The sequence below is a fragment of the Streptomyces sp. NPDC002773 genome (genome assembly GCF_040295605.1).
Lineage (GTDB): Bacteria > Actinomycetota > Actinomycetes > Streptomycetales > Streptomycetaceae > Streptomyces.
In genome coordinates this window covers 105,343-128,519 of record NZ_JBEOVO010000006.1, presented here as the reverse complement: position 1 = coordinate 128,519, position 23,177 = coordinate 105,343, and the positions used below count along the sequence as shown (strand labels likewise).

General features: G+C 68.5%; 30 protein-coding genes and 1 pseudogene. 3 read left to right on the top strand and 28 right to left on the bottom strand.

The window, feature by feature from the left end:
• Window positions 1-102 precede the first annotated feature (102 nt).
• The 3 genes from ABT034_RS10715 to ABT034_RS10705 form a co-directional block, all read right to left on the bottom strand.
• Window positions 103-471, bottom strand: a complete 369-nt coding sequence (locus ABT034_RS10715; protein WP_351213459.1) for a holo-ACP synthase — start codon at window positions 469-471, stop codon at window positions 103-105.
• A gap of 7 nt (window positions 472-478) precedes the next feature.
• The gene (glmS, locus tag ABT034_RS10710; RefSeq protein WP_351213457.1) at window positions 479-2,326 is read right to left on the bottom strand and encodes a glutamine--fructose-6-phosphate transaminase (isomerizing); all 1,848 of its coding nucleotides are present in this window, start codon (window positions 2,324-2,326) and stop codon (window positions 479-481) included.
• A 117-nt stretch (window positions 2,327-2,443) separates the two neighbouring features.
• Window positions 2,444-3,214 carry a hypothetical protein gene (locus ABT034_RS10705; RefSeq protein WP_351213455.1) on the bottom strand — a complete coding sequence of 257 codons (771 nt, stop codon included), beginning with the start codon at window positions 3,212-3,214 and terminating at the stop codon, window positions 2,444-2,446.
• Between the two features lie 173 nt (window positions 3,215-3,387).
• Between ABT034_RS10705 and coaA the strand changes: the two genes are divergently transcribed.
• A complete protein-coding gene (gene coaA / locus ABT034_RS10700; protein WP_351213453.1) occupies window positions 3,388-4,467 on the top strand; it encodes a type I pantothenate kinase in 1,080 nt (359 codons plus the stop codon).
• Between the two features lie 71 nt (window positions 4,468-4,538).
• Complete coding sequence (locus ABT034_RS10695) at window positions 4,539-5,498, top strand: DUF389 domain-containing protein (protein WP_351213451.1); 960 nt, start codon at window positions 4,539-4,541, stop codon at window positions 5,496-5,498.
• An 83-nt stretch (window positions 5,499-5,581) separates the two neighbouring features.
• Here the strand turns inward: ABT034_RS10695 and glmM are convergent, their stop codons facing one another.
• The 4 genes from glmM to ABT034_RS10675 form a co-directional block, all read right to left on the bottom strand.
• Window positions 5,582-6,940: a phosphoglucosamine mutase gene (gene glmM, locus ABT034_RS10690; protein WP_351213449.1), complete on the bottom strand. Its 1,359-nt coding sequence runs from the start codon at window positions 6,938-6,940 to the stop codon at window positions 5,582-5,584.
• 138 nt (window positions 6,941-7,078) lie between these two features.
• Complete coding sequence (gene rpsI, locus ABT034_RS10685; RefSeq protein ID WP_015035601.1) at window positions 7,079-7,591, bottom strand: 30S ribosomal protein S9; 513 nt, start codon at window positions 7,589-7,591, stop codon at window positions 7,079-7,081.
• A gap of 44 nt (window positions 7,592-7,635) precedes the next feature.
• A complete protein-coding gene (rplM, locus tag ABT034_RS10680) occupies window positions 7,636-8,079 on the bottom strand; it encodes a 50S ribosomal protein L13 (protein WP_053646145.1) in 444 nt (147 codons plus the stop codon).
• A gap of 273 nt (window positions 8,080-8,352) precedes the next feature.
• Complete coding sequence (locus tag ABT034_RS10675) at window positions 8,353-9,975, bottom strand: ABC-F family ATP-binding cassette domain-containing protein (RefSeq protein ID WP_351213446.1); 1,623 nt, start codon at window positions 9,973-9,975, stop codon at window positions 8,353-8,355.
• A gap of 56 nt (window positions 9,976-10,031) precedes the next feature.
• Here ABT034_RS10675 and ABT034_RS10670 point away from each other — a divergent pair, with 56 nt between their 5' ends.
• On the top strand, window positions 10,032-11,036 hold the full coding sequence (locus ABT034_RS10670; protein ID WP_351213444.1) for a hypothetical protein: 1,005 nt from the start codon (window positions 10,032-10,034) through the stop codon (window positions 11,034-11,036).
• Here the strand turns inward: ABT034_RS10670 and truA are convergent.
• From truA to rplN, 21 genes and pseudogenes are all read right to left on the bottom strand, one after another.
• Window positions 11,007-11,864 (bottom strand): tRNA pseudouridine(38-40) synthase TruA, encoded by an 858-nt coding sequence (gene truA / locus ABT034_RS10665; RefSeq protein ID WP_351213442.1) that lies wholly within the window; start codon window positions 11,862-11,864, stop codon window positions 11,007-11,009. The two genes, ABT034_RS10670 and truA, sit on opposite strands and share 30 nt — an antisense overlap.
• A gap of 103 nt (window positions 11,865-11,967) precedes the next feature.
• A complete protein-coding gene (gene rplQ, locus ABT034_RS10660; RefSeq protein ID WP_351213440.1) occupies window positions 11,968-12,438 on the bottom strand; it encodes a 50S ribosomal protein L17 in 471 nt (156 codons plus the stop codon).
• 162 nt (window positions 12,439-12,600) lie between these two features.
• Window positions 12,601-13,623: a DNA-directed RNA polymerase subunit alpha gene (locus ABT034_RS10655; protein WP_280878448.1), complete on the bottom strand. Its 1,023-nt coding sequence runs from the start codon at window positions 13,621-13,623 to the stop codon at window positions 12,601-12,603.
• Between the two features lie 141 nt (window positions 13,624-13,764).
• Entirely contained in the window at window positions 13,765-14,169 is a 405-nt protein-coding gene (rpsK, locus tag ABT034_RS10650) for a 30S ribosomal protein S11 (protein ID WP_003956432.1), read from the bottom strand.
• 66 nt (window positions 14,170-14,235) lie between these two features.
• Entirely contained in the window at window positions 14,236-14,616 is a 381-nt protein-coding gene (rpsM, locus tag ABT034_RS10645; protein WP_030214048.1) for a 30S ribosomal protein S13, read from the bottom strand.
• A gap of 204 nt (window positions 14,617-14,820) precedes the next feature.
• Window positions 14,821-14,934, bottom strand: a complete 114-nt coding sequence (gene rpmJ, locus ABT034_RS10640) for a 50S ribosomal protein L36 (protein WP_003956441.1) — start codon at window positions 14,932-14,934, stop codon at window positions 14,821-14,823.
• A gap of 63 nt (window positions 14,935-14,997) precedes the next feature.
• On the bottom strand, window positions 14,998-15,219 hold the full coding sequence (gene infA, locus ABT034_RS10635) for a translation initiation factor IF-1 (protein ID WP_003956442.1): 222 nt from the start codon (window positions 15,217-15,219) through the stop codon (window positions 14,998-15,000).
• Between the two features lie 204 nt (window positions 15,220-15,423).
• A pseudogene (locus tag ABT034_RS10630) lies at window positions 15,424-15,561 on the bottom strand (type I methionyl aminopeptidase); the annotation flags it as partial.
• 92 nt (window positions 15,562-15,653) lie between these two features.
• Complete coding sequence (gene map / locus ABT034_RS10625; protein WP_351213437.1) at window positions 15,654-16,505, bottom strand: type I methionyl aminopeptidase; 852 nt, start codon at window positions 16,503-16,505, stop codon at window positions 15,654-15,656.
• A gap of 97 nt (window positions 16,506-16,602) precedes the next feature.
• Complete coding sequence (locus ABT034_RS10620) at window positions 16,603-17,250, bottom strand: adenylate kinase (RefSeq protein ID WP_351213435.1); 648 nt, start codon at window positions 17,248-17,250, stop codon at window positions 16,603-16,605.
• Window positions 17,250-18,569: a preprotein translocase subunit SecY gene (gene secY, locus ABT034_RS10615; RefSeq protein WP_351213433.1), complete on the bottom strand. Its 1,320-nt coding sequence runs from the start codon at window positions 18,567-18,569 to the stop codon at window positions 17,250-17,252. Before secY ends, ABT034_RS10620 begins: the two co-directional genes overlap by 1 nt.
• A 213-nt stretch (window positions 18,570-18,782) precedes the next feature.
• Window positions 18,783-19,238, bottom strand: coding sequence for a 50S ribosomal protein L15 (gene rplO / locus ABT034_RS10610; protein ID WP_187623360.1), 456 nt, complete (start codon window positions 19,236-19,238; stop codon window positions 18,783-18,785).
• A gap of 1 nt (window position 19,239) precedes the next feature.
• A complete protein-coding gene (gene rpmD / locus ABT034_RS10605) occupies window positions 19,240-19,422 on the bottom strand; it encodes a 50S ribosomal protein L30 (RefSeq protein ID WP_015035589.1) in 183 nt (60 codons plus the stop codon).
• Window positions 19,422-20,024, bottom strand: coding sequence for a 30S ribosomal protein S5 (gene rpsE, locus ABT034_RS10600; RefSeq protein ID WP_015035588.1), 603 nt, complete (start codon window positions 20,022-20,024; stop codon window positions 19,422-19,424). Before rpsE ends, rpmD begins: the two co-directional genes overlap by 1 nt.
• A 46-nt stretch (window positions 20,025-20,070) precedes the next feature.
• A complete protein-coding gene (rplR, locus tag ABT034_RS10595; protein ID WP_015035587.1) occupies window positions 20,071-20,454 on the bottom strand; it encodes a 50S ribosomal protein L18 in 384 nt (127 codons plus the stop codon).
• A 3-nt stretch (window positions 20,455-20,457) separates the two neighbouring features.
• Window positions 20,458-20,997, bottom strand: a complete 540-nt coding sequence (gene rplF, locus ABT034_RS10590; protein ID WP_351213430.1) for a 50S ribosomal protein L6 — start codon at window positions 20,995-20,997, stop codon at window positions 20,458-20,460.
• A gap of 21 nt (window positions 20,998-21,018) precedes the next feature.
• Window positions 21,019-21,417, bottom strand: a complete 399-nt coding sequence (rpsH, locus tag ABT034_RS10585) for a 30S ribosomal protein S8 (protein ID WP_015035585.1) — start codon at window positions 21,415-21,417, stop codon at window positions 21,019-21,021.
• Window positions 21,418-21,625: 208 nt separating this feature from the next.
• On the bottom strand, window positions 21,626-21,811 hold the full coding sequence (locus ABT034_RS10580) for a type Z 30S ribosomal protein S14 (RefSeq protein ID WP_003948630.1): 186 nt from the start codon (window positions 21,809-21,811) through the stop codon (window positions 21,626-21,628).
• 5 nt (window positions 21,812-21,816) lie between these two features.
• Complete coding sequence (gene rplE, locus ABT034_RS10575) at window positions 21,817-22,374, bottom strand: 50S ribosomal protein L5 (RefSeq protein WP_351213750.1); 558 nt, start codon at window positions 22,372-22,374, stop codon at window positions 21,817-21,819.
• On the bottom strand, window positions 22,371-22,682 hold the full coding sequence (gene rplX / locus ABT034_RS10570) for a 50S ribosomal protein L24 (protein WP_351213429.1): 312 nt from the start codon (window positions 22,680-22,682) through the stop codon (window positions 22,371-22,373). The genes rplE and rplX overlap by 4 nt, the downstream gene beginning before the upstream one ends.
• A 2-nt stretch (window positions 22,683-22,684) precedes the next feature.
• On the bottom strand, window positions 22,685-23,053 hold the full coding sequence (rplN, locus tag ABT034_RS10565) for a 50S ribosomal protein L14 (protein WP_003956455.1): 369 nt from the start codon (window positions 23,051-23,053) through the stop codon (window positions 22,685-22,687).
• Window positions 23,054-23,177 lie beyond the last annotated feature (124 nt).

Genomic DNA, 23,177 nt, shown 5'->3' with positions numbered 1-23,177 from the left:
GACCCCTGCCCGGGGAGGCGGGTTGACGCCCTTTCACCCCCGCGCCCCGACCACCGCCCCGTACGCCCGCGCACGCCCCCGTACAACCCCCCGCACACGCCGTCACGCCTCCGCGATCACCACCGCCGACGCCACCCCCGCGTCATGGCTGAGCGAGACGTGCCAGTTCTTCACGCCCAGCTCCGCCGCCCGCGCCGCCACCGTCCCGCGCACCCGCAGCCGCGGCTGCCCGGTGCCCTCGACGTACACCTCGGCGTCCGTCCAGTGCAGCCCGCCCGGCGCGCCGAGCGCCTTCGCCAGCGCCTCCTTCGCGGCGAACCGCACCGCGAGCGAGGCGGGCCCGCGCCGCTCGCCGCTGGGAAGCAGCAGCTCCCGTTCGACGAAGAGGCGCTGGAGCAGCCCCGGTGTCCGTTCGATCGACGCGGCGAAACGGTCGATCTCCGCCACGTCGATCCCCACCCCAATGATCATTTCCCACTCACTCCACGGTCACGGATTTGGCCAGGTTGCGCGGCTGGTCGACCTCGTTGCCCCGCGCGGTGGCGAGCTCGCAGGCGAAGACCTGGAGCGGCACCGTGGAGACCAGCGGCTGGAGCAGCGTAGGCGTGGCGGGGATCCGGATGAGGTGGTCGGCGTACGGGACGACGGCGTCGTCGCCCTCCTCCGCGATGACGATGGTCCGCGCCCCGCGGGCCCGGATCTCCTGGATATTGGAGACGATCTTGTCGTGGAGGACGGATCGGCCCTTGGGCGAGGGCACCACGACGACCACGGGCAGGTCCTCCTCGATGAGCGCGATCGGCCCGTGCTTGAGCTCACCGGCGGCGAAGCCCTCGGCGTGCATGTACGCCAGTTCCTTCAGCTTCAGGGCACCTTCGAGGGCGACGGGGTAGCCCACGTGCCGGCCGAGGAAGAGGACGGTGTCCTTGTCGGCGAGGGAGCGGGCGAGGGCGCGTACCGGCTCCATCGTCGCGAGGACCCGCTCGACCTCGTCGCCGATGCGGGCGAGCTCCCGGACGACGGCGTGGATCTCGTCGCCCCACTTGGTGCCGCGCACCTGCCCCAGGTACAGCGCGAGGAGGTAGCAGGCGACGAGCTGGGTGAGGAAGGCCTTGGTGGAGGCGACGGCGACCTCGGGCCCGGCGTGCGTGTAGAGCACGGCGTCCGACTCGCGGGGGATGGTCGAGCCGTTGGTGTTGCAGACGGCGAGGACCTTCGCGCCCTGCTCACGGGCGTGCCGGAGCGCCATCAGGGTGTCCATGGTCTCGCCGGACTGGGAGATCGCGATGACGAGGGTCCGCTGGTCGAGGATCGGGTCCCGGTAGCGGAACTCGCTGGCGAGTTCGACCTCGCAGGGGATCCGGGTCCAGTGCTCGATGGCGTACTTGGCGATGAGCCCGGCGTGGAAGGCGGTGCCGCAGGCGATGACGACGACCTTGTCGGCCTCGCGGAGCACGCGGTCGGGGATGCGCACCTCGTCGAGGGTGAGCCGTCCCGAGCCGTCGATCCGGCCGAGGAGGGTGTCGGCGACGGCCTTGGGCTGCTCGGCGATCTCCTTGAGCATGAAGTGGTCGTAGCCGCCCTTCTCGGCGGCGGAGGCGTCCCAGTCCACGTGGTAGGACCGCACGTCGGCGGGCGTGCCGTCGAAGTCGGTGACGGTGACGCCGTCCCTGCTCAGTTCGACGACCTGGTCCTGGCCGAGTTCGATGGCCGAGCGGGTGTGGGCGATGAAGGCGGACACGTCGGAGGCGAGGAAGTGCTCGCCTTCGCCGACGCCGACGACGAGCGGCGAGTTCCGGCGGGCGCCGACGACGACGTCCGGCTGGTCGGCGTGCACGGCGACCAGGGTGAACGCCCCGTCGAGCCGCCGGCAGACGAGCCGCATGGCCTCCGCGAGGTCGCCGACGGAGGAGAACTCCTCGGCGAGGAGGTGGGCGACGACCTCGGTGTCCGTCTCGGAGAGCAGGTCGTGGCCGCGCTCCGCGAGCTCCTCGCGCAGGGCGGCGAAGTTCTCGATGATGCCGTTGTGGACGACGGCGACACGGCCCGCGTTGTCCAGGTGCGGGTGCGCGTTGGCGTCGGTCGGCCCGCCGTGGGTGGCCCAGCGGGTGTGTCCGATGCCCACGGACCCGTCGGCCGGCGGCCGCTCCACGAGCTCCTTCTCCAGATTGACGAGCTTGCCCGCCTTCTTCGCCGCGGCGAGCCCTCCGTCGGAGAGCACCGCGACCCCGGCCGAGTCGTAGCCCCGGTATTCGAGCCTCTTGAGACCCGCGACCACCACATCAAGCGCCGACTGCCCGCCGACGTATCCCACGATTCCACACATGACGGAAGCCTAGGGCGGATGGCGCCCGGAGGCCCGGAGTCGGCCGGGTTCGGCGGGCGCGCGTCGGCGGGCGCGGGTCAGCGGGCGCGGGTCAGCGGGCGGGCGTCGGCGGGCGCGTCAGCCGAGCTTCTTGTCCTGCGCCGTGATGATCGCCGTCGGCAGCGACGTGACCGGGCCGCCGAAGCTGAGGGTGGAGAACGAGGCCAGCGTGCCGCCCTCGCGGAAGGTGACCAGCTTGGTGACGAACGGCAGCCCGGCCACGTCGGTGGTCACCGTCCAGGCGAGCGCCTCGTCACCGGCGGAGACCGTCTCCGGCTCGACCTTCATGATCTTCGTCTTCTCGCCGCCGCCGATGAGCGTGAAGCCGCCCGCGCACTCGGTCCCGGCCTTCTTCAGCGAGGCGAACGCGTCCTGCGCGCCCTGCCCGTCGTACGAGCCGAGGGTCACGCCCGTCGCCGGTGCGCCCAGCGCCCCCATGATGTCCTCGGGGGACGCCGTCGCGCCGTCGGTCTTCGGCACCTCGATGGCCCTGCGGTACGCGGACGCGGCCGGGTTTCCGGTGGCGATGTACGACATGGCGTCCGCGAACGGCTTGCAGGACGGCTTGTCCGCCGCGACCGCGGAGGGCGGGACGATCTCCGCGGCCGGCGTCTTCTTCACCTGGTAGCCGGGGAGATCGGCCTGCTCGACGATCAGCTTCTCCAGCTCGGCGACGGACAGCGCCTTGGCCGGGGGCGCGCTGCTCGTCGTGGCGGAGGCGCTGGGCGCCGCGCTCTCCTTGCCCTTGCCCTGGTCGGCGCTCTCCTTCCCGCCCCCGCAGGCGGTGACGAGCAGCGCGAGGGAGACGGCGGTGGCGGCGACGGCGGCGGTTCGGAAGGACGTACGCATGTGTGGGTACTCTCTGCTTCTCTTCGTGCCGCCGCGCGGCGGCTCCCCCCGCGTGCAGACCGGACCCACGCGGCAAACGACGTGATCACCCTAGGGCAGGGCACGGACAACGCCCTGCGCCACGTGACCGACCCCACGACCCACGGACGTCCCGGACCCCCGACAATGGCGGGGTGATCACTTCGCCGCCACGAAGCCCGGCCGAGAACGACCCCCACGGCAACGACCCCCACGGCACCGGCGCCTCCGGCCACGGCTCCTCCGGCAAGGCCTCCTCCGGCAACGGCAACGGCTCCTCGCCCCGGCGCCCCTCCGAAGCGACCCCCTACGTCGACTTCACCCGGGCCGAGTGGAGCGACCTGCGCGACAAGACGCCGCTGCCGCTCACCGCCGACGAGCTCGAACGGCTCCGCGGGCTCGGGGACGTCATCGACCTCGACGAGGTACGGGACGTCTATCTGCCGCTGTCCCGGCTGCTCAACCTGTACGTGCAGGCCACCAGCGGCCTGCGCGGCGCCCTCAACACCTTCCTCGGCGAGAGCGGGGAGCAGCGCGGCACCCCCTTCGTCATAGGGGTCGCCGGTTCGGTGGCCGTCGGCAAGTCGACGGTCTCCCGTCTCCTCCAGGCCCTGCTCGCCCGCTGGCCGGAGCACCCGCGCGTGGAGCTGGTGACGACGGACGCCTTCCTCTACCCGATGGAGGAGCTGAGGGAGCGCGGGCTCATGGCCCGTAAGGGTTTCCCCGAGTCGTACGACCGCCGGGCCCTGACCCGGTTCGTCGCCGACATCAAGGCGGGCAAGGAGGAGGTCACGGCGCCGGTCTACTCGCACCTGATCTACGACCGCGTCCCCGGCGAGCGGCTCGTCGTCCGCCGCCCGGACATCCTGATCGTGGAGGGCCTGAACGTCCTCCAGCCCGCGCTGCCCGGCAAGGACGGGCGGACCCGCGTCGGTCTCGCCGACTACTTCGACTTCTCCGTGTACGTGGACGCGCGCCCCGAGGACATCGAACGCTGGTACCTCAACCGCTTCCGCAAGCTCCGCGACACCGCATTCCAGAACCCCTCCTCGTACTTCCAGCGGTACACGCAGGTCTCCGAGGATGAGGCCCTCGACTACGCCCGCACCATGTGGCGGACGATCAACAAGGTGAACCTCCTGGAGAACGTGGCCCCGACACGCGGCCGGGCAACCCTGGTGGTCCGCAAGGGCCCCGACCACAAGGTGCAGCGGCTGAGCCTCCGCAAGCTCTGACCCCCCTGAGTCCGGGCCGTCCGTCAGCTCTGCCTCTTCCCCGACCCCCGGCCGTCCGTAAGCTCTGTCGCATGCTGCATCTCCGCATGATCGTCCCCTCCGACCGCACCCTGGACGCGGTCAAGGTGATCGAGTCGACGGTCGGCACCACCCATCTGGTGGTGCTCCCCGGCGCCGCCCGGGACCCCGTGGGTGACGTCGTGATGTGCGACGTGGCCCGCGAGGCGGGCGACGAACTCCTCGGCGAACTGCGTGAGCTGAGGATCGCTCAGGACGGTTCGATCGCCGTCGGCAACATCGACCTCTCCCTCTCCACGCGCGCGGACGCGGCCGAGGAGGAGGCGCCGGGCGAGGCCGCGGACGCGGTGATCTGGGAGCAGCTGACGGGGGCGACCCACGAGGAGTCGACGCTCTCGATCACGTACTGCGCGTTCATGATCCTGGCGACGATGATCGCGGCCTGCGGTGTCGTCCTGGACAACGCGGTCCTGATCGTGGGCGCGATGGCGGTCGGCCCGGAGTTCGGCCCGCTCGCCGGCGTGTGTACGGCGGTGGTGCGGCGCGCTCCGAAGCTGGCGGCGCGGTCGCTGATCGCGCTGCTCGTCGGCTTCGCGGCGGCGATCGCGGCGACGACGCTGTTCAGTCTGGGGATGGACGCGCTCGACCTGTTCACCAGGGAGCGGCTGGACGGGGACCGCCCCAACACCAGTTTCATCTGGCAGCCGGACCCGTTCTCGTTCGTCGTGGCGCTGCTCGCGGGCGCGGCCGGCACCCTCTCGCTGACCTCCGCCAAGTCGGGGGCGCTCGTGGGCGTGGCGATCTCGGTGACGACGGTCCCGGCGGCCGCGAACGCGGCCGTGGCGCTCAGCTACGGCGAGGTGGGCCAGATGTGGGGGTCGGTCGAGCAGCTGCTGCTCAACCTCTTCGGGATCATGCTGGCCGGGATCGTGACGCTGTACGCGCAGAAGCTGCTGTGGCGCACGCAGCGCGGCCACTGGCGCCGGCCCACCGCACGTACGCCGAAGGGCTGAGGAACGGACGAACGCGCGAGGGCCCCCACCGGCACGGTGGGGGCCCTCCTGTGCATGACGATGCCTCAGAAAGCCTAGCGCCCCTAGCCCAGTGCCGACTTCACGACGTCCGCGAGGCGCTGCGCGACCGCGCGGGCCTGCTCGATGTCCGCGGCCTCGACCATGACGCGGACCAGCGGCTCGGTGCCGGAGGAGCGGAGCAGGACGCGGCCGGTGGAGCCGAGCTCGCGCTCGGCCTCGACGACGGCGGCGGCGAGGTCGCCGGAGGTCGCGACGCGCGACTTGTCGACGTCCTTCACGTTGATGAGGATCTGCGGCAGCCGCTCCATCACCCCGGCGAGGTCCGCGAGCGACTTGCCGGTGGCGGCGACCCGGGCGGCCAGCATGAGGCCGGTGAGGGTGCCGTCGCCGGTGGTGGCGTGGTCGAGGACGATGACGTGGCCCGACTGCTCGCCGCCGAGCGCGTAACCGTGCTCCTTCATGGACTCCAGGACGTAACGGTCGCCGACCGCGGTCTGGACGAGGTTCAGGCCCTCGCGCTCCATGGCGAGCTTGAAGCCCAGGTTGGACATGACGGTCGCGACGACGGTGTCGCCGCGCAGCGTCCCGGCCTCGCGCATGGCGAGGGCGAGGACGGCGAGGATCTGGTCGCCGTCGACCTCGTTGCCCGCCGCGTCCACGGCGAGGCAGCGGTCGGCGTCGCCGTCGTGCGCGATGCCCAGGTCGGCGCCGTGCTGGAGGACGGCGGCCTTGAGCAGCTCCAGGTGGGTGGAGCCGCAGCCGTCGTTGATGTTGAGGCCGTCCGGCTCGGCGCCGATGGTGACGACCTCGGCTCCGGCCCGGGAGAAGGCCTCGGGCGAGACGCGGGCGGCGGCGCCGTGGGCCTCGTCGAGGACGACCTTCAGGCCGTCGAGGCGGTTGGGGAGGACGGCGATGAGGTGGGCGACGTACGTGTCGAAGCCCTCCTCGTAATCACGGACGCGGCCGACGCCGGCACCGGTCGGGCGCTCCCAGGGGGCGCCGGTGCGGTGCTCCTCGTACACGGCCTCGATCTGGTCCTCCAGCTCGTCGGCGAGCTTGTGGCCGCCGCGCGCGAAGAACTTGATGCCGTTGTCGGGCATGGCGTTGTGGCTGGCGGAGAGCATCACACCGAGGTCGGCGCCGAGGACGCCGGTGAGGTGGGCCACGGCCGGGGTGGGCAGGACGCCGACGCGCAGCACGTCGACGCCGGCGCTGGCGAGCCCCGCCACGACGGCGGCTTCGAGGAACTCTCCGGACGCGCGGGGGTCACGTCCCACCACGGCGACCGGCCGATGGCCCTCGAAGGTGCCCGCCTCGCCGAGCACGTGCGCCGCCGCGACCGACAGGCCGAGCGCCAGCTCCGCCGTCAGGTCCGCGTTGGCGACACCGCGTACGCCGTCCGTGCCGAAGAGTCGTCCCACAGCTGTCCTCCGAGATACGTGCCCAAGCCGATGAAAGAACCGAAGAAAGAAGAAAGGTGCAAAAGGTTATGAAAAAACGTACGCCCCGACGGCACGGGCAGTGCCGCCGGGGCGTACGAAAGCAGACCGAGCAGGCGATTAACGCTTGCTGTACTGCGGGGCCTTACGGGCCTTCTTGAGACCGGCCTTCTTGCGCTCGACCGCACGGTCGTCGCGGGAGAGGAAGCCGGCCTTCTTCAGCGCCGGGCGGTTGTTCTCGACGTCCGCCTCGTTCAGCGCACGGGCCACGCCGAGGCGCAGGGCGCCGGCCTGACCGGAGACACCGCCACCCGCGATGCGGGCGATGACGTCGTAGCGGTTGTCGAGCTCGAGCACCTTGAAGGGCTCGTTGACTTCCTGCTGGTGCACCTTGTTGGGGAAGTAGTCCTCAAGGGTGCGACCGTTGATCTTCCACTTGCCGGTGCCCGGAACGATCCGGACACGGGCGATGGCGTTCTTGCGACGGCCCAGGCCGGCGGCCGGCTGCGGGTCGCCGAAGCGGGACGCGAGCGACTCGGAGGTGTACTCACCCTCGACGAGCTCGGTCTCGGTGGTGTACTCCTCGACGCCCTCGAACTCGTCGACGGGGGTCTCGGGGGTGGTCTCGGCCACGATGCTCCTCAGATTTCTTTCGTTCTTAGGGGGTGTGGCCGGAACTACTGCGCGACCTGGGTGATCTCGAACGGGACCGGCTGCTGCGCAGCGTGCGGGTGGTTCTCGCCCGCGTAGACCTTCAGCTTCGAGAGCATCTGGCGGCCCAGGGTGTTCTTGGGGATCATGCCCTTGATGGCCTTCTCGACGGCCTTCTCGGGGTTCTTGGAGAGCAGCTCGTCGTAACGGACGGAGCGCAGACCGCCCGGGAAGCCGGAGTGGCGGTACGCCAGCTTCTGGGTCTTCTTGTTGCCGGACAGGTGGACCTTGTCAGCATTGATGATGATGACGAAGTCGCCCATGTCCATGTGGGGCGCGTACACGGGCTTGTGCTTGCCTCGCAGGAGGTTCGCAGCCGTGGTCGCCAGACGGCCCAGGACGATGTCCTGCGCGTCGATGATGTGCCACTGGCGAGTGACATCGCCGGGCTTGGGGCTGTACGTACGCACTTCGTAGCCTTCGCTTCTTCAGTGGATGGAGTCCAGACACACCTGAAGCGATCATGCAGCTGGGGCCTGCACTGCCGGGACACCGCCCGTATGCGAGCCACTGGTAACTGCTCCAGGGAACCTGCGTAACGGCTCTTCGCGTGAGAACGCCGAAACCAATACGCATAACAAACCGCAACAGTACCCGCGCCACCCCGGAAGGGTCAAAACGCGCCGACCCGACCGTGCCCTGGTCACCGCGCCCCGGTCACCGCTCCCGGCCACCGCCCCAGGTCACCGCTCCCGCTCGACCCGCCGCTCGTCCCACACCGGCTCGCTCGTCTCCCGTACGACCCCGTCCGACCCGAAGACCAGATACCGGTCGAACGACTTCGCGAACCACCGGTCGTGGGTGACGGCCAGCACCGTCCCGTCGTACGCCTCAAGCCCCTCCTGGAGGGCCTCCGCCGACTCCAGGTCCAGGTTGTCCGTGGGCTCGTCGAGGAGCAGCGCCGTCGTCCCGGCCAGCTCCAGGAGCAGGATCTGGAAGCGGGCCTGCTGCCCGCCGGAGAGCTTGTCGAAGGGCTGGTCGCCCTGCCGCTCCAGCTCGTACCGCCGCAGCACCGACATCGCGCCGCCCCGGTCCTTGGCGTGCTCCGACCACAGGATGTCGACGAGCGGCCGCCCGGTCAGCTCCGGGTGCGCGTGGGTCTGCGCGAAGTGCCCCGGCACCACCCGGGCACCCAGCTTCCACGCACCGGTGTGGGCGACCGAAGGGTCCCCCGCGAGCAGCCGCAGGAAGTGCGACTTGCCCGACCCGTTCGAGCCGAGGACGGCGACCCGCTCCCCGTAGAAGATCTCCAGGGAGAACGGCTTCATCAGACCGGTCAGCTCAAGGTTCTCGCAGGTCACGGCACGTACACCGGTCCGGCCGCCGCGCAACCGCATCCGGATGTCCTGCTCGCGCGGCGGCTCCGGAGGCGGCCCCGCCTCCTCGAACTTCCGCAGCCGCGTCTGCGCCGCCGCGTACCGGGAGGCCATGGCGTGGCTGACCGCCGCCGCCTGCCGCAGGTTGACGACCAGCTTCTTCAGCTGGACGTGCTTCTCCTCCCAGCGCCGCTTCAGCTCCTCGAAGCGGGCGAACCGGTCCCGTCGTGCCTCGTGGAAGGTGTCGAAGCCGCCGCCGTGCACCCACACGTCCGAACCGGCCGGGCCGGGCTCGACCGCGACGATCTTCTGCGCGCCCCGGGACAGCAGCTCCCGGTCGTGGGAGATGAACAACACGGTCTTACGGGTCTCCCGCAGCCGCTCCTCCAGCCACCGCTTGCCGGGCACGTCGAGGTAGTTGTCCGGCTCGTCGAGCAGCAGGACCTCGTCGGTGCCGCGCAGCAGCGACTCCAGGACGAGCCGCTTCTGTTCGCCGCCGGAGAGCGTCCGGGCCTCACGGAACTGCGCCTTCTCGTACGGCATGCCGAGCGCGGCCGTGGTGCAGAGGTCCCAGACGGTCTCGGCCTCGTACCCCTGCACCTCGGCCCAGTCGCTGAGGGCCTGCGCGTACTTCATCTGCGCGGCCTCGTCGTCGACAGTCATGATCAGGTGCTCGGCCTCGTCGACGGCCTTCGCGGCCTCCCGGATCCGGGGCTGGGCCACCGAGACGAGCAGGTCACGGACGGTGGACCCGTCCCGTACGGAGCCGACGAACTGCGGCATCACACCGAGCCCGCCGCTGACGGTGACCGAGCCGCCGTGCGGCTGGAGCTCCCCGGAGATCAGCCGGAGCAGTGTCGTCTTCCCGGCGCCGTTGGCCCCGACGAGGGCGACGACGGCCCCCTCCCCGACCCTGAAGGAGGCGTCCCCGAGCAGGACCCTCCCGTCGGGAAGGTAGTACTCCAGATGCGCGGCCTCGACATGTCCCATGGGGTGCATTGTCGCCGCCCGCGTCGGCTGGGCCCAACCGGTTTAGGATGCGCGGCATGAGCTTTGGGGGACCGCAGTGGCCGCACGAGCCGCAGCAGCAGGGGCAGCAGGGGTACGGACAGCAGCCGCAGGGACAGCAGGGGTACGGGCAGCAGGGGTACGGACAGCAGCCCCAGGGACAGCAGGGATACGGGCAGCAGCCCCAGGGGCAGCAGGGGTACGGCCCCGGGCACGCCGATCCCTTCCCGGGCGCCCAGGGCGGCGGGGACACCCCGGACTGGGGCGCCCTGGCCGACGCCTCGGCCTCCCGTAACCGGCGCAAGCGCTGGCTGGTGATCGGCGGCGGCGCCGTGGCCGCGCTGGCCGTCGGCGCGATCGTGGCGACCGCCGTGGTGGCCACCGGCAAGAAGAACGACGAGGCCAAGAACAGCGGGGTGCCCACCGGCACGCTCTCCCCCACCGCCTCGCCGACCCCCGACCCGACCTTCTCCTCGGTGGCGCCGCCGCCCCCGCCGAACCCGAAGGACTACATCACGGACCCGAAGAAGGACAGGGCCCCGCTCTCCGCCGAGGGCCTCTTCCCGGGCAAGAAGCTGACCATGGACAAGCGCCCGTACACGAAGGGCGCGACCTCGGCGACGACGAACTGCGCGGCCGTCACCCAGGGCGGCCTCGGCACCGTCCTCAAGAAGAACGGCTGCCAGCGCCTGCTGCGCGCCACCTACGTGAAGGACGGCGTCGCGATCACCGTCGGCGTCGCCGTCTTCCCGTCCGAGGCGGCCGCCCTCAAGGCGAAGAGCCAGGCCACCGGCGGCGTCGCCCCGCTGGCCGGCGCGGGCGTCAAGGAGTTCTGCCGCGCCACGGTCTGCCTGCGCCGCTCGAACTCGGTCGGCCGCTACGCGTACTTCACCCAGGCCGGCTTCACCGACGGCAAGAAGGTCACCAAGGCCCACAAGCCGGTCTTCCAGGCCAGCGACGACATCGGCACCTTCGCCTTCAACCAGATCTACGCCCGCGGCAAGGCCCAGGCCTCAGCAGCAGCCAACGCTCCCGGGGAGTGACCGCTTGTTCCTGGCCTCCAGATTGCGGGCGGCCAGGAGCTCGTCGGCCGGGTAGCCGACCTCTTCGAGGGTGAGGCCGTGCGGCCGTACGACATGCACGGCCGAGTCCCGCACACCGGCCGCGAGCACCTTGCCGGGCCAGTCCACCGGCCGGTGCCCGTCACCGACGAACAGCAGGGCGCCGACCAGCGAGCGGACCATGTTGTGGCAGAACGCGTCGGCCTTCACGGTGGCTTCCATCACCCCGTCGGGGCGCTGCTCCCAGCGCAGCTCCTGGAGGGTGCGGATGGTGGTCGCGCCCTCGCGCCGCTTGCAGTACGCGGCGAAGTCGTGCTCGCCGACGAGCGAGGCGGCGGCCTCGTTCATGGCGTCCATGTCGAGGGCCCAGTCGTGCCACAGGACGTGCCCGCGCTGCAGCGGGTCGACGCCGCCGGGGTTGTCGGTGACGCGGTAGGCGTAGCGGCGCCAGATCGCGGAGAACCGGGCGTTGAAGCCCGCGGGGGCCTCTTCCACCCTCCACACCCGCACGTCGTGGGAGAGGCGCCCCGCGAGCCGCCTGAGCAGCTTGTCGCGGTGCTCGGCCCACAGCTCGACGGGCAGGTCGACGTGCGCGACCTGGCCGCGCGCGTGGACCCCGGAGTCGGTCCGTCCGGCCACGGTCAGCTCGTACGTCTCCTTGGACCGGGTCACGGTCCGCAGGGCGTCCTCGATGTCCCCCTGGACGGTCCGCTGCCCCTGCTTCTGCTTGGCCCAGCCGGAGAAGTCCTTGCCGTCGTACGAAAGGTCGAGGCGTACCCGTACGAACCCGTCCTGCACGTCATCGCTCACGCGGAAATCCTCTCAAACACACGGGAGCGGGCCCGCACCCCAGGGGGTACGGGCCCGCACACGAGAACAGTCGTCAAGAACGCTTACGCGTCCTTCACGCCTTTTACTTGGTCGAGTCCTCGACGGGCTCCGCCGGAGCCTCGGCGGCCGTGTCGGCCTCCTTGACGGCGCGCACGGTGGCGGCCTCGGCCTCGGCGACGGTCGCCTTCTTGGCGATCTCGCCCTCGACCAGCTCGATCACGGCCATCGGGGCGTTGTCGCCACGACGGTTGCCGATCTTGGTGATACGGGTGTAGCCACCGGGGCGCTCCGAGTAACGCGGGGCGATCTCGGTGAAGAGGGTGTGGACGATCCCCTTGTCGGTGATCGACTGCAGCACCAGGCGACGGTTGTGGATGTCGCCCTTCTTCGCCTTGGTGATCAGGCGCTCGGCGACCGGACGCAGCCGACGGGCCTTGGCCTCGGTCGTGGTGATGCGGCCGTGCTCGAAGAGCGACTTCGCCAGGTTGGCGAGGAGCAGCTTCTCGTGCGCGGCGGAACCGCCGAGGCGGGCACCCTTCGCGGGACGCGGCATGGTGTTTCTCCTTGTGATCTGCACCGGCCGTATGAGGTACCGATGTCAGTGTCCGAGCGGGCGGCTACCCGTCGGAGACCCGCGCCCCCTGAGGGGCGCGGGGAACTGCGTGACCGGCCACAGCCGGCCCGCAGGTGAATCTGGACCGTCGGTCCCGAGCTGTCAGTACTGCTCGGTCTCGACGAAGCCCGCATCCACGTCGTCGTCGGCGCCGAACGCGTCCGCGGCAGCGGTCGGGTCGAATCCGGGCGGGCTGTCCTTCAGCGCGAGGCCCATACCGGCCAGCTTCGCCTTGACCTCGTCGATCGACTTCGCACCGAAGTTGCGGATGTCGAGCAGGTCGGCCTCGGAGCGCGCCACGAGCTCACCCACGGAGTGGATGCCCTCACGCTTGAGGCAGTTGTACGAACGAACGGTGAGCTCGAGCTCCTCGATCGGCAGCGCGAGGTCGGCGGCGAGGGCGGCGTCCGTGGGGGACGGGCCCATGTCGATGCCCTCGGCGTCGATGTTGAGCTCGCGCGCCAGACCGAACAGCTCGACCAGGGTCTTACCGGCGGACGCCATGGCGTCACGCGGGCGCATGGCCTGCTTGGTCTCGACGTCGACGATCAGCTTGTCGAAGTCGGTGCGCTGCTCGACACGGGTCGCCTCGACCTTGTACGTGACCTTGAGCACCGGCGAGTAGATGGAGTCGACCGGGATACGGCCGATCTCCTGGCCCGCCTGCTTGTTCTGCACGGCGGAGACGTAGCCGCGACCGCGCTCGACGGTCAGCTCCATCTCCAGCTTGCCCTTGCCGTTGAGCGTGGCGAGGACGAGGTCGGGGTTGTGCACCTCGACACCGGCCGGGGGCGCGATGTCGGCGGCGGTGACCAGACCCGGGCCCTGCTTGCGCAGGTACATCACGACCGGCTCGTCGTGCTCCGAGGAGACGACCAGCTGCTTGATGTTGAGGATGAGGTCGGTGACGTCCTCCTTGACGCCCGGCACGGTGGTGAACTCGTGCAGGACACCGTCGATGCGGATGCTGGTGACAGCGGCACCCGGGATCGAGGAGAGGAGGGTACGGCGGAGGGAGTTGCCGAGGGTGTAGCCGAAGCCCGGCTCCAGCGGCTCGATGACGAACCGGGAGCGGAACTCGTCGACGACCTCTTCGGTCAGCGAAGGACGCTGAGCGATAAGCATGTCTTCAATCCTTCAGTCGTGGACGCCCACTATTTGACGCCCGACGGAATACTGCTGTGACGCGTACTGCGTACTGCAAGGGTACGGGCGGCACGGTCCGAAGAGCCGTACCGCCCGAAGTCCTGATCAAGCAGCCGTGCGTCAGACGCGGCGGCGCTTGGGGGGACGGCAGCCGTTGTGCGGCGTGGGGGTGACGTCCTGGATCGAACCGACCTCGAGGCCCGTGGCCTGGAGGGAGCGGATCGCGGTCTCGCGGCCGGAGCCCGGACCCTTGACGAAGACGTCGACCTTGCGCATGCCGTGCTCCTGCGCGCGGCGAGCGGCCGACTCGGCGGCCATCTGCGCGGCGAACGGGGTGGACTTGCGCGAGCCCTTGAAGCCGACGTGGCCGGCGGAGGCCCAGGAGATCACGTTGCCCGAGGGGTCCGTGATCGAGACGATCGTGTTGTTGAACGTGCTCTTGATGTGCGCGTGGCCGTGAGCGACGTTCTTCTTTTCCTTGCGGCGCACCTTCTTGGCGGCACCCTGACGACCCTTGGGGGGCATCTATAACTCCTACGGGAGGTGGTCGGTCCTACAGCGAAGACCGCTTGATAAAGCGTCCGCTGAGGACTACTTCTTGCCCGGCTTCTTCTTGCCGGCGATGGCGCGACGCGGGCCCTTGCGGGTACGAGCGTTCGTGCTGGTGCGCTGACCGCGGACGGGCAGGCCACGACGGTGGCGCAGACCCTGGTAGCAGCCGATCTCGACCTTGCGGCGGATGTCGGCGGCGATCTCGCGGCGGAGGTCACCCTCGGTCTGGAGGTTGGCGTCCACGTACTCGCGGATCTTGACGAGGTCTTCCTCGGCAAGCTCGCGGACACGGGTGGACGGGTTCACGCCGGTCGCGGCGAGGATCTCCTCGGACCGGGTACGTCCGATACCGAAGACGTAGGTGAGTGCGACCACCACACGCTTTTCGCGCGGGATGTCAACACCGGAAACGCGTGCCATTCAATGGCTCCTGTGTTCTCGGGGGTCTGCTGCAGAACCGCTCCCGACCGCCGACCCTTCGAAACGTCGAAGGGTGGTACGTCCGGGTCCCCGGCCCCCGCCGGAGGTGCCGTCAACCGTGGAACACGGCCCGACGGGCTCTGCGTATGTACGTTGCTATGCGTCGCGCGAAGAACTGCGAAGTTGCAGGTCGGTCGGCGTGCGTCAGCCCTGGCGCTGCTTGTGGCGCAGGTTGTCGCAGATGACCATGACCCGACCGTGACGGCGGATCACCTTGCACTTGTCGCAGATCTTCTTGACGCTCGGCTTGACCTTCATGGGATGTGAGGTTCTCCGGGTCAGTGCCACCACCCGCGCCCGGAGGCGGGGTGCGGGCAAGATCTACTTGTACCGGTAGACGATCCGGCCACGCGTCAGGTCGTACGGAGAGAGCTCCACGACGACCCGGTCGTCCGGAAGGATTCGGATGTAGTGCATCCGCATCTTGCCGGAGATGTGCGCGAGGACCTTGTGACCGTTCTGGAGTTCCACCTTGAACATGGCGTTCGGGAGGGACTCGATCACGGTGCCCTCGATTTCGATGGCACCTTGCTTCTTGGCCACGCTTCGCCTTTCGAATCGGCTACCTTGATCGACTCTCGCCGCCGCATGCGGACACACGGGTACACGAGAGCCGACGCATCAGTCTACGTCAGGCCCCAGGAAAAGACGAATCGGGAAGTCTGCCCATGGGAGGAGATCACTAAGCCAGCGGAACCCATCCCCCGACGCAGCCCTCGCGGGCTCGGCAACGCCGAGGCCTCCGCCTTACGCCAGCGGATCCGGCGCCGCCGTGACACCCAGCTCCGCCAGCTTCGCCTTACCCCCGTCGACCGCCGTCAGCACCAGCGGGCCCTCTTCCGTCAGGGCGACCGAGTGCTCCCAGTGGGAGGACCACGTTCCGTCCCAATTCCCGACGCAGCCCTCGCGGGCTCGGCGCCCGGGGGCGCCTCACAAGCTTCGGCCTGCTGCGCCGGACTCCGTCCGCCGGTCCGGCCCTAAGCCAGCGGATCCGGCGCAGCCACCACACCCAGCTCCGCCAGCTTCGCCTTGCCCCCGTCGACCGCCGTCAGCACCAGCGGGCCCTCTTCCGTCAGCGCGACCGAGTGCTCCCAGTGGGAGGACCACGTTCCGTCCGTCGTGATGACGGTCCAGTCGTCCTTCAGGACCTCCGTCGCCGGGGTGCCCAGGGAGACCATCGGCTCGATCGCCAGGCAGAAGCCGGCGACCAGCTTCGGGCCCTTGCCGCGCTTGCGGGAGACGTAGTTCAGGAGGTGCGGGTCCATGTGCATCTCGGTGCCGATGCCGTGGCCGCCGTAGTCCTCGATGATCCCGTAGCGGCCGAGGCTGTGGTCGCCGACCGCCGGCCGGGGCTGGCGCTTGATGTACGTCTCGATCGCGCGCGAGACGTCCACCAGACGGTTGCCGAGCTTCATGGCGGCGATGCCGGCCCACATCGACTCCTCGGTCACCCGGGAGAGCTCGATCAGCTCCGGGGCGTGCCCGGTGCCCACGAACGCCGTGTAGGCCGCGTCGCCGTGCCAGCCGTCCACGATCGCGCCGCAGTCGATGGAGATGATGTCGCCGTCCTTGAGGACGGTCTTCTCGTCGGGGATGCCGTGGACGACGACCTCGTTCACCGAGGTGCAGATCGTCGCGGGGAACCCGCCGTACCCGAGGAAGTTCGACTTCGCCCCGTGGTCGGCGATGACCTTCCGCGCGACCTCGTCCAGGTCGCGGGTCGTCGCGCCCGGCACGGCGGCCACGCGGGTCGCCGCGTGGATGGCGGCGACGACCAGGCCCGCCTCGCGCATCTTCGCGATCTGCTCGGGGGTCTTGATCTGCACCATCGTGGTCGCGGCCTTTCCATCGAGTACGGGGGAACAGAACAACGATACGGCCGCGGCGCCCCTGAGGGGCACCGCGGCCGTATCGGACGAACCAGGGTTACTTCTTGAGCGCGGCCTTCGCCTTCGCGGTGACCTCGTCCACCTTGCCGAGCGCCGAGATCGTCACGACCAGGTTCTGCGCCCGGTAGTAGTCGATGATCGGCTCGGTCTGCGTGTGGTAGACCTCCAGCCGCTTGCGGACGGTCTCCTCGGAGTCGTCCGGACGCTGGTAGAGCTCGCCGCCGCAGACGTCGCAGACGCCCTCGGTCTTCGGCTGGTTGTACAGCACGTGGAAGACGTGCGCGCTGTCGTTGCGGCAGGTGCGACGACCCGCGATCCGCTTCACGACCTCGTCCTCGGGGACCTCCAGGTCCAGCACCGCGTCGAGCTGCATGTCCTCGGCCTTCAGGACCACGTCCAGAGCCTCGGCCTGCGCCACGTTGCGGGGGAACCCGTCCAGCAGGAAGCCGCCCGCGGCGTCCGGCTGTGCCATCCGGTCCTTGGCCATCCCGATGGTCACCTCGTCGGGTACCAGGTCGCCGGCGTCCATGAAGGCCTTGGCCTTCAGACCCAGCTCCGTGCCCTTGGAGATGTTGGCGCGGAACAGGTCACCCGTGGAGATGTGCGGGATGTCCAGGTCCGTGGCAAGGAACGCGGCCTGCGTACCCTTGCCGGCACCGGGCGGTCCGACGAGGACGATTCGCATCAGCGGAGGAACCCTTCGTAATTGCGCTGCTGGAGCTGGCTCTCGATCTGCTTCACGGTCTCCAGCCCCACACCCACGATGATGAGGATGCTCGTCCCACCGAAGGGGAAGTTGGCATTGGCGCCACCGAAGCCTGCCAACGCCATCGTCGGCACAAGAGCGATCAGACCCAAGTACAGCGAGCCCGGCCAAGTGATCCGGTTGAGCACGTAGCTCAGGTACTCGGCAGTAGGTCGACCAGCCCGGATACCCGGGATGAAGCCACCATACTTCTTCATGTTGTCCGCGACTTCCTCGGGGTTGAACGAGATCGCCACGTAGAAGAAGGCGAAGAACACGATCAGGAGGAAGTACGTAGCGATGTAGTAGGGGTGGTCACCCTTGACGAAGTGGGCTTCGATCCAGGTCTTCCACCCCGCGGTGGAGCTGGAGAACTGGGCGATCAAGGCCGGGATGTAGAGCAGCGACGACGCGAAGATGACAGGAATCACACCTGCCTGGTTCACCTTCAGCGGGATGTAAGTGGACGTACCGCCGTAGGAGCGCCGGCCGATCATGCGCTTCGCGTACTGCACGGGGATGCGGCGCTGGGCCTGCTCGACGAAGACCACGAGGGCCACCATCACGAAGCCGATCAGGATGACGGTGCCGAACTCGATCCAGCCCTTGGCGAGCTTGCCGCTCTCCTTGATGGCCCACAGGGCGCCCGGGAAGCCGGCGGCGATCGAGATGAACATCAGGATCGACATGCCGTTGCCGATGCCGCGGTCGGTGATGAGCTCACCGAGCCACATCACGACACACGTACCGGCGGTCATCGTGACGACCATGGTGGCGATCACGAAGATCGACGGGTCGGGCACGACCTGGTTGGCCACGCTGCAACCGCTGAACAGCGCACCGCTCTTGGCGGTGGCGACGAGACCGGTGCCCTGCAGCACGGCGAGGGCGACGGTCAGGTACCGGGTGTACTGCGTGATCTTGGCGGTACCCGACTGTCCCTCCTTCTTGAGGGCTTCGAGACGCGGGATCACGACGGTCAGCAGCTGCAGGATGATGCTCGCCGTGATGTACGGCATGATGCCGAGCGCGAAGATGGTGATCTGGAGCAGCGCCCCGCCACTGAACATGTTGACCAGGCCGAACAGGCTGTTGTTGCCCTCGCTGGCCTGCTTCACACACTGCTGGACGGCCTCATAGCTGACGCCGGGGACCGGGATGTGGGCCCCGAGGCGGTACAGCACGATGATGGCGAGCGTGAAGAACAGCTTCTTGCGCAGGTCGGGCGTCTTGAACGCCCGGGCGAACGCGGTGAGCACGGTGCCTCCTGCGACCCCCGCGCTATGCGTCAAGGGTGACGGTCTTGAGGTTCGACGATTAGGTATCGGTCATCAATTCCGTGCGGGCATACCGCACGGAGCTTAGACAGTGCACGCCACCTTACCGGCGACCATGCCCGCCTAGGAACGACCAATCGGGGATGCCCCTTTTGGGAGGCATCCCCGATTGGATGTTCAAGCCATCGAGTCGTCTCAGACGAGCTCGGTGACGGTGCCGCCAGCGGCGGTGATCTTCTCCTTGGCGGAGCCGGAGACGGCGTCAACCGAAACCTGCAGCGCCACGGTGATCTCGCCGGTGCCGAGCACCTTGACGAGCTGGTTCTTGCGCACCGCGCCCTTGGCGACCAGGTCGGCCACCGTGACCTCTCCACCCTCGGGGTAGAGAGCGCCGAGCTTGTCCAGGTTCACGACCTGGAACTCGGTGCGGAAGGGGTTCTTGAAGCCCTTCAGCTTCGGCAGACGCATGTGGAGGGGCATCTGCCCGCCCTCGAAGCGCTGCGGAACCTGGTAGCGGGCCTTCGTACCCTTCGTACCACGACCGGCCGTCTTACCCTTCGACGCCTCACCACGACCGACACGGGTCTTCGCGGTCTTGGCGCCGGGGGCGGGACGGAGGTTGTGGGCCTTCAGCGGGCTGTTCTCCGCCATGTCAGTCAACCTCCTCGACCGTCACGAGGTGGCGGACGGTGTGCACCATTCCGCGGAACTCGGGACGATCCTCCTTGACAACCACGTCGTTGACCTTCTTGAGGCCGAGCGAACGCAGGGTGTCGCGGTGGTTCTGCTTGCTGCCGATGTACGACTTCGTCTGCGTGACCTTGAGGCGAGCCATTACGCACCCGCCCCAGCACGCGCACGGAGGAGAGCCGCGGGGGCGACGTCCTCGAGGGGCAGACCACGGCGAGCCGCGATCTCCTCGGGACGCTGCAGGCCCTTGAGGGCCTCCACGGTCGCGTGCACGATGTTGATCGCGTTGTCGGAGCCGAGCGACTTCGACAGGATGTCGTGAACGCCGGCGCACTCGAGCACGGCGCGCACCGGGCCACCGGCGATAACACCGGTACCGGGGGAAGCCGGCTTGAGCAGGACGACGCCCGCGGCCTTCTCGCCCTGGATCGGGTGAGGGATGGTGCCCTGGATGCGCGGAACCTTGAAGAAGTTCTTCTTGGCTTCCTCGACACCCTTGGCGATGGCCGCGGGAACTTCCTTGGCCTTGCCGTAACCGACACCTACGGTGCCGTCACCGTCGCCCACCACGACCAGCGCGGTGAAGCTGAAGCGGCGACCACCCTTGACAACCTTGGCGACGCGGTTGATCGCGACAACGCGCTCAACGTACGCGGTCTTCTCGGCGGCAGCGCCACCGTCGCGGCCCTTCCGGTCCCGCCGCTCGCCGCCACCGGCACCGCTTCCGCGGCGCTGGGGTCCAGCCATTGGATTTACCTCTCTCTGTTACGTCCGTTAGTCCCGGAACCGGGGCTTAGAACTTCAGCCCGGCTTCGCGGGCGGCGTCAGCCAGAGCGGCAATGCGCCCGGCGTACCTGTTGCCACCACGGTCGAACACGACAGCCTCGACGCCAGCGGCCTTGGCGCGCTCAGCGACGAGCGCACCGACCTGCTTGGCCTGCGCGGACTTGTCACCCTCGCCACCACGGATCGACGCGTCCAGGTTCGACGCGGACGCAAGGGTGTGACCCTTGAGGTCGTCGATGACCTGAGCGGTGATACCGCGGTTCGAACGCGTCACGACGAGGCGCGGACGCTCCGCCGTACCCGACACGTTCTTGCGGATGCGGATGTGGCGGCGCGCCTTGGCGGCACGCTTGTAAGCGTCGCCCTTGGCGATCTTCACACCGTATGCCATGGCTTACTTACCAGCCTTTCCGACCTTGCGGCGGATGACCTCGCCGGCGTACTTGACGCCCTTGGCCTTGTACGGGTCGGGCTTCCGCAGCTTGCGGATGTTCGCCGCGACCTCGCCGACCTTCTGCTTGTCGATGCCCTCGACCGAGAACTTGGTCGGCGACTCGACCTTGAACGAGATGCCCTCGGGCGCCTCGATCAGGATCGGGTGGCTGTAACCGAGCTGGAACTCCAGGCTGGAGCCCTTCGCGGCCACGCGGTAACCGACACCGCTGATCTCGAGCGCCTTCACGTAACCCTGGGTCACACCGGTGATCATGTTGGCCACCAGCGTGCGGGACAGGCCGTGAAGGGCCTTGTTCTGACGCTCGTCGTTCGGACGGTTGACGTTGAGCACGCCATCCTCGCCCTTAACGATGTCGATCGGCGCGGCGACGGTGTGGCTCAGGGTGCCCTTGGAACCCTTCACCGTGACCGTGCGGCCCTCGATGGTGACGTCCACGCCGGCGGGAACCTGGATAGGCAGCTTGCCAATACGCGACATGAGCTTTCCTTCCTTTCCCGACTACCAGACGTAGGCGAGGACTTCCCCACCTACGCCCTTCTTGCCTGCCTGCTGACCGGTCAGGAGGCCGTGGGACGTGGAGATGATCGCCACGCCCAGACCGCCGAGGACCTTCGGCAGGTTGGTGGACTTCGCGTAAACCCGGAGACCGGGCTTCGAGATCCGCTTGATGCCCGCGATGGAGCGCTCACGGTTCGGACCGAACTTGAGCTCGAGGACGAGGTTCTTGCCGACCTCGGCGTCCTCGACCTTCCAGCCCGTGATGAAGCCCTCCTGCTGGAGGATTTCCGCGATGTGAGACTTGATCTTGCTGTGCGGCATCGTCACGGAGTCGTGGTATGCCGAGTTCGCGTTACGCAGACGAGTCAGCATGTCCGCGATCGGATCAGTCATGGTCATGAATTGGCCTTCGGCCTCTCTCGCCGGGGTTTCCTGTATGCGCCATCCCTCTCCCCACACAGGGGCGGGACGGGTGCGGCGCGGGGACCTACGGCGTAGTAAGTCGTACGGGCGGCGGACGCCCAACCCTCCTAGCCTAAGCCATGGAGGCCTGGGCATCCGCCAACCCAGTGCTTACCGAGAGACTCCGGTCATCCCAAGTAAGGGATTACCAGGAGCTCTTGGTCACGCCCGGCAGCTCGCCACGGTGAGCCATCTCACGAAGGCACACGCGGCACAGGCCGAACTTGCGGTACACGGAGTGGGGTCGACCACAGCGCTGGCAGCGCGTGTAGCCGCGCACGCCGAACTTGGGCTTGCGGGCAGCCTTCGCGATGAGAGCCTTCTTCGCCATCTCGCTTACGCCTCCTTGAACGGGAAGCCGAGGTGACGCAGAAGGGCACGGCCCTCGTCGTCGTTGGTCGCCGTGGTCACCACGGTGATGTCCATACCCCGGACACGGTCGATCTTGTCCTGGTCGATCTCGTGGAACATGACCTGCTCCGTGAGACCGAAGGTGTAGTTGCCACGCCCGTCGAACTGCTTGGGGGACAGACCACGGAAGTCGCGGATGCGCGGAAGCGCGAGCGACAGGGTGCGGTCCAGGAACTCCCACATGCGGTCGCCACGGAGGGTGACGTGCGCACCGATCGGCTGGCCCTCACGCAGCTTGAACTGCGCGATGGACTTACGAGCCTTGGTGACGGCCGGCTTCTGGCCGGTGATCGTGGTCAGGTCACGGACGGCACCGTCCATGAGCTTCGAGTCACGGGCGGCGTCGCCGACACCCATGTTGACCACGATCTTCACGAGGCCGGGAACCTGCATGACGTTCTCGTACGAGAACTCCTCACGCAGCTTGCCCGCGATCTCCTCGCGGTACTTCGTCTTGAGACGCGCAGTGGTGGTAGCCATCAGATGTCCTCACCCGTCCGCTTGGCAACGCGGATCTTGTTGCCCTCGTCGTCGAAGCGGAAACCGACACGCGTGACGACCTTCTTGCCGTCCTTCTCCACCACGAGCTGAACGTTGCTCACGTGGACAGGGGCCTCGGTCGTGACGATGCCACCGGCCTGCGAGGGGCCGGCCTTCGTGTGCTTCTTGACCCGGTTGACACCCTCGACGAGGACGCGGTTGTCGCGGGGGAAGGCCGTGATGACCTTGCCCTGCTTGCCCTTGTCCTTACCGGTGATGACCTGGACCAGGTCGCCCTTCTTGATCTTCATGCTTACAGCACCTCCGGCGCGAGCGAGATGATCTTCATGAACTTCTTCTCGCGCAGCTCACGGCCCACCGGGCCGAAGATACGGGTGCCGCGAGGGTCGCCGTCGTTCTTGAGAATGACAGCGGCGTTCTCGTCGAAGCGGATGTACGAGCCGTCCTGGCGGCGGCGCTCCTTGACGGTGCGAACGATGACCGCCTTGACGACGTCACCCTTCTTCACGTTGCCACCGGGGATCGCGTCCTTGACGGTGGCGACGATGACGTCACCGATGCCCGCGTAGCGGCGACCCGAGCCACCGAGAACACGGATGCAAAGGATTTCCTTGGCACCAGTGTTGTCGGCGACACGCAGTCGCGACTCCTGCTGGATCACGTCTATCTCCTGATTGTCTGCCGGTTCCCGGCCGGGGCTTCACGAGGAAGCCCCGGCCGAGCCTGGCGGAACGAACTCGAAGGGTTACCCCTTCAAGCTGTGGTTATTGGATTTCGCTTGCGCG

Bases quoted from the DNA above. Each gene is read 5' to 3' on its own strand.
- ABT034_RS10715 (WP_351213459.1), bottom strand. From the start codon at position 471: ATGATCATTGGGGTGGGGATCGACGTGGCGGAGATCGACCGTTTCGCC.
- glmS (WP_351213457.1), bottom strand. From the start codon at position 2,326: ATGTGTGGAATCGTGGGATACGTCGGCGGGCAGTCGGCGCTTGATGTG.
- ABT034_RS10705 (WP_351213455.1), bottom strand. From the start codon at position 3,214: ATGCGTACGTCCTTCCGAACCGCCGCCGTCGCCGCCACCGCCGTCTCC.
- ABT034_RS10695 (WP_351213451.1), top strand. From the start codon at position 4,539: ATGCTGCATCTCCGCATGATCGTCCCCTCCGACCGCACCCTGGACGCG.
- ABT034_RS10675 (WP_351213446.1), bottom strand. From the start codon at position 9,975: ATGGGACATGTCGAGGCCGCGCATCTGGAGTACTACCTTCCCGACGGG.
- ABT034_RS10670 (WP_351213444.1), top strand. From the start codon at position 10,032: ATGAGCTTTGGGGGACCGCAGTGGCCGCACGAGCCGCAGCAGCAGGGG.
- rplQ (WP_351213440.1), bottom strand. From the start codon at position 12,438: ATGCCGCGTCCCGCGAAGGGTGCCCGCCTCGGCGGTTCCGCCGCGCAC.
- ABT034_RS10655 (WP_280878448.1), bottom strand. From the start codon at position 13,623: ATGCTTATCGCTCAGCGTCCTTCGCTGACCGAAGAGGTCGTCGACGAG.
- rpsK (WP_003956432.1), bottom strand. From the start codon at position 14,169: ATGCCCCCCAAGGGTCGTCAGGGTGCCGCCAAGAAGGTGCGCCGCAAG.
- rpsM (WP_030214048.1), bottom strand. From the start codon at position 14,616: ATGGCACGCGTTTCCGGTGTTGACATCCCGCGCGAAAAGCGTGTGGTG.
- rpmJ (WP_003956441.1), bottom strand. From the start codon at position 14,934: ATGAAGGTCAAGCCGAGCGTCAAGAAGATCTGCGACAAGTGCAAGGTG.
- map (WP_351213437.1), bottom strand. From the start codon at position 16,505: ATGGTGCAGATCAAGACCCCCGAGCAGATCGCGAAGATGCGCGAGGCG.
- ABT034_RS10620 (WP_351213435.1), bottom strand. From the start codon at position 17,250: ATGCGAATCGTCCTCGTCGGACCGCCCGGTGCCGGCAAGGGTACGCAG.
- rplO (WP_187623360.1), bottom strand. From the start codon at position 19,238: ATGGCGGAGAACAGCCCGCTGAAGGCCCACAACCTCCGTCCCGCCCCC.
- rpmD (WP_015035589.1), bottom strand. From the start codon at position 19,422: ATGGCTCGCCTCAAGGTCACGCAGACGAAGTCGTACATCGGCAGCAAG.
- rpsE (WP_015035588.1), bottom strand. From the start codon at position 20,024: ATGGCTGGACCCCAGCGCCGCGGAAGCGGTGCCGGTGGCGGCGAGCGG.
- rplR (WP_015035587.1), bottom strand. From the start codon at position 20,454: ATGGCATACGGTGTGAAGATCGCCAAGGGCGACGCTTACAAGCGTGCC.
- rplF (WP_351213430.1), bottom strand. From the start codon at position 20,997: ATGTCGCGTATTGGCAAGCTGCCTATCCAGGTTCCCGCCGGCGTGGAC.
- rpsH (WP_015035585.1), bottom strand. From the start codon at position 21,417: ATGACCATGACTGATCCGATCGCGGACATGCTGACTCGTCTGCGTAAC.
- ABT034_RS10580 (WP_003948630.1), bottom strand. From the start codon at position 21,811: ATGGCGAAGAAGGCTCTCATCGCGAAGGCTGCCCGCAAGCCCAAGTTC.
- rplX (WP_351213429.1), bottom strand. From the start codon at position 22,682: ATGAAGATCAAGAAGGGCGACCTGGTCCAGGTCATCACCGGTAAGGAC.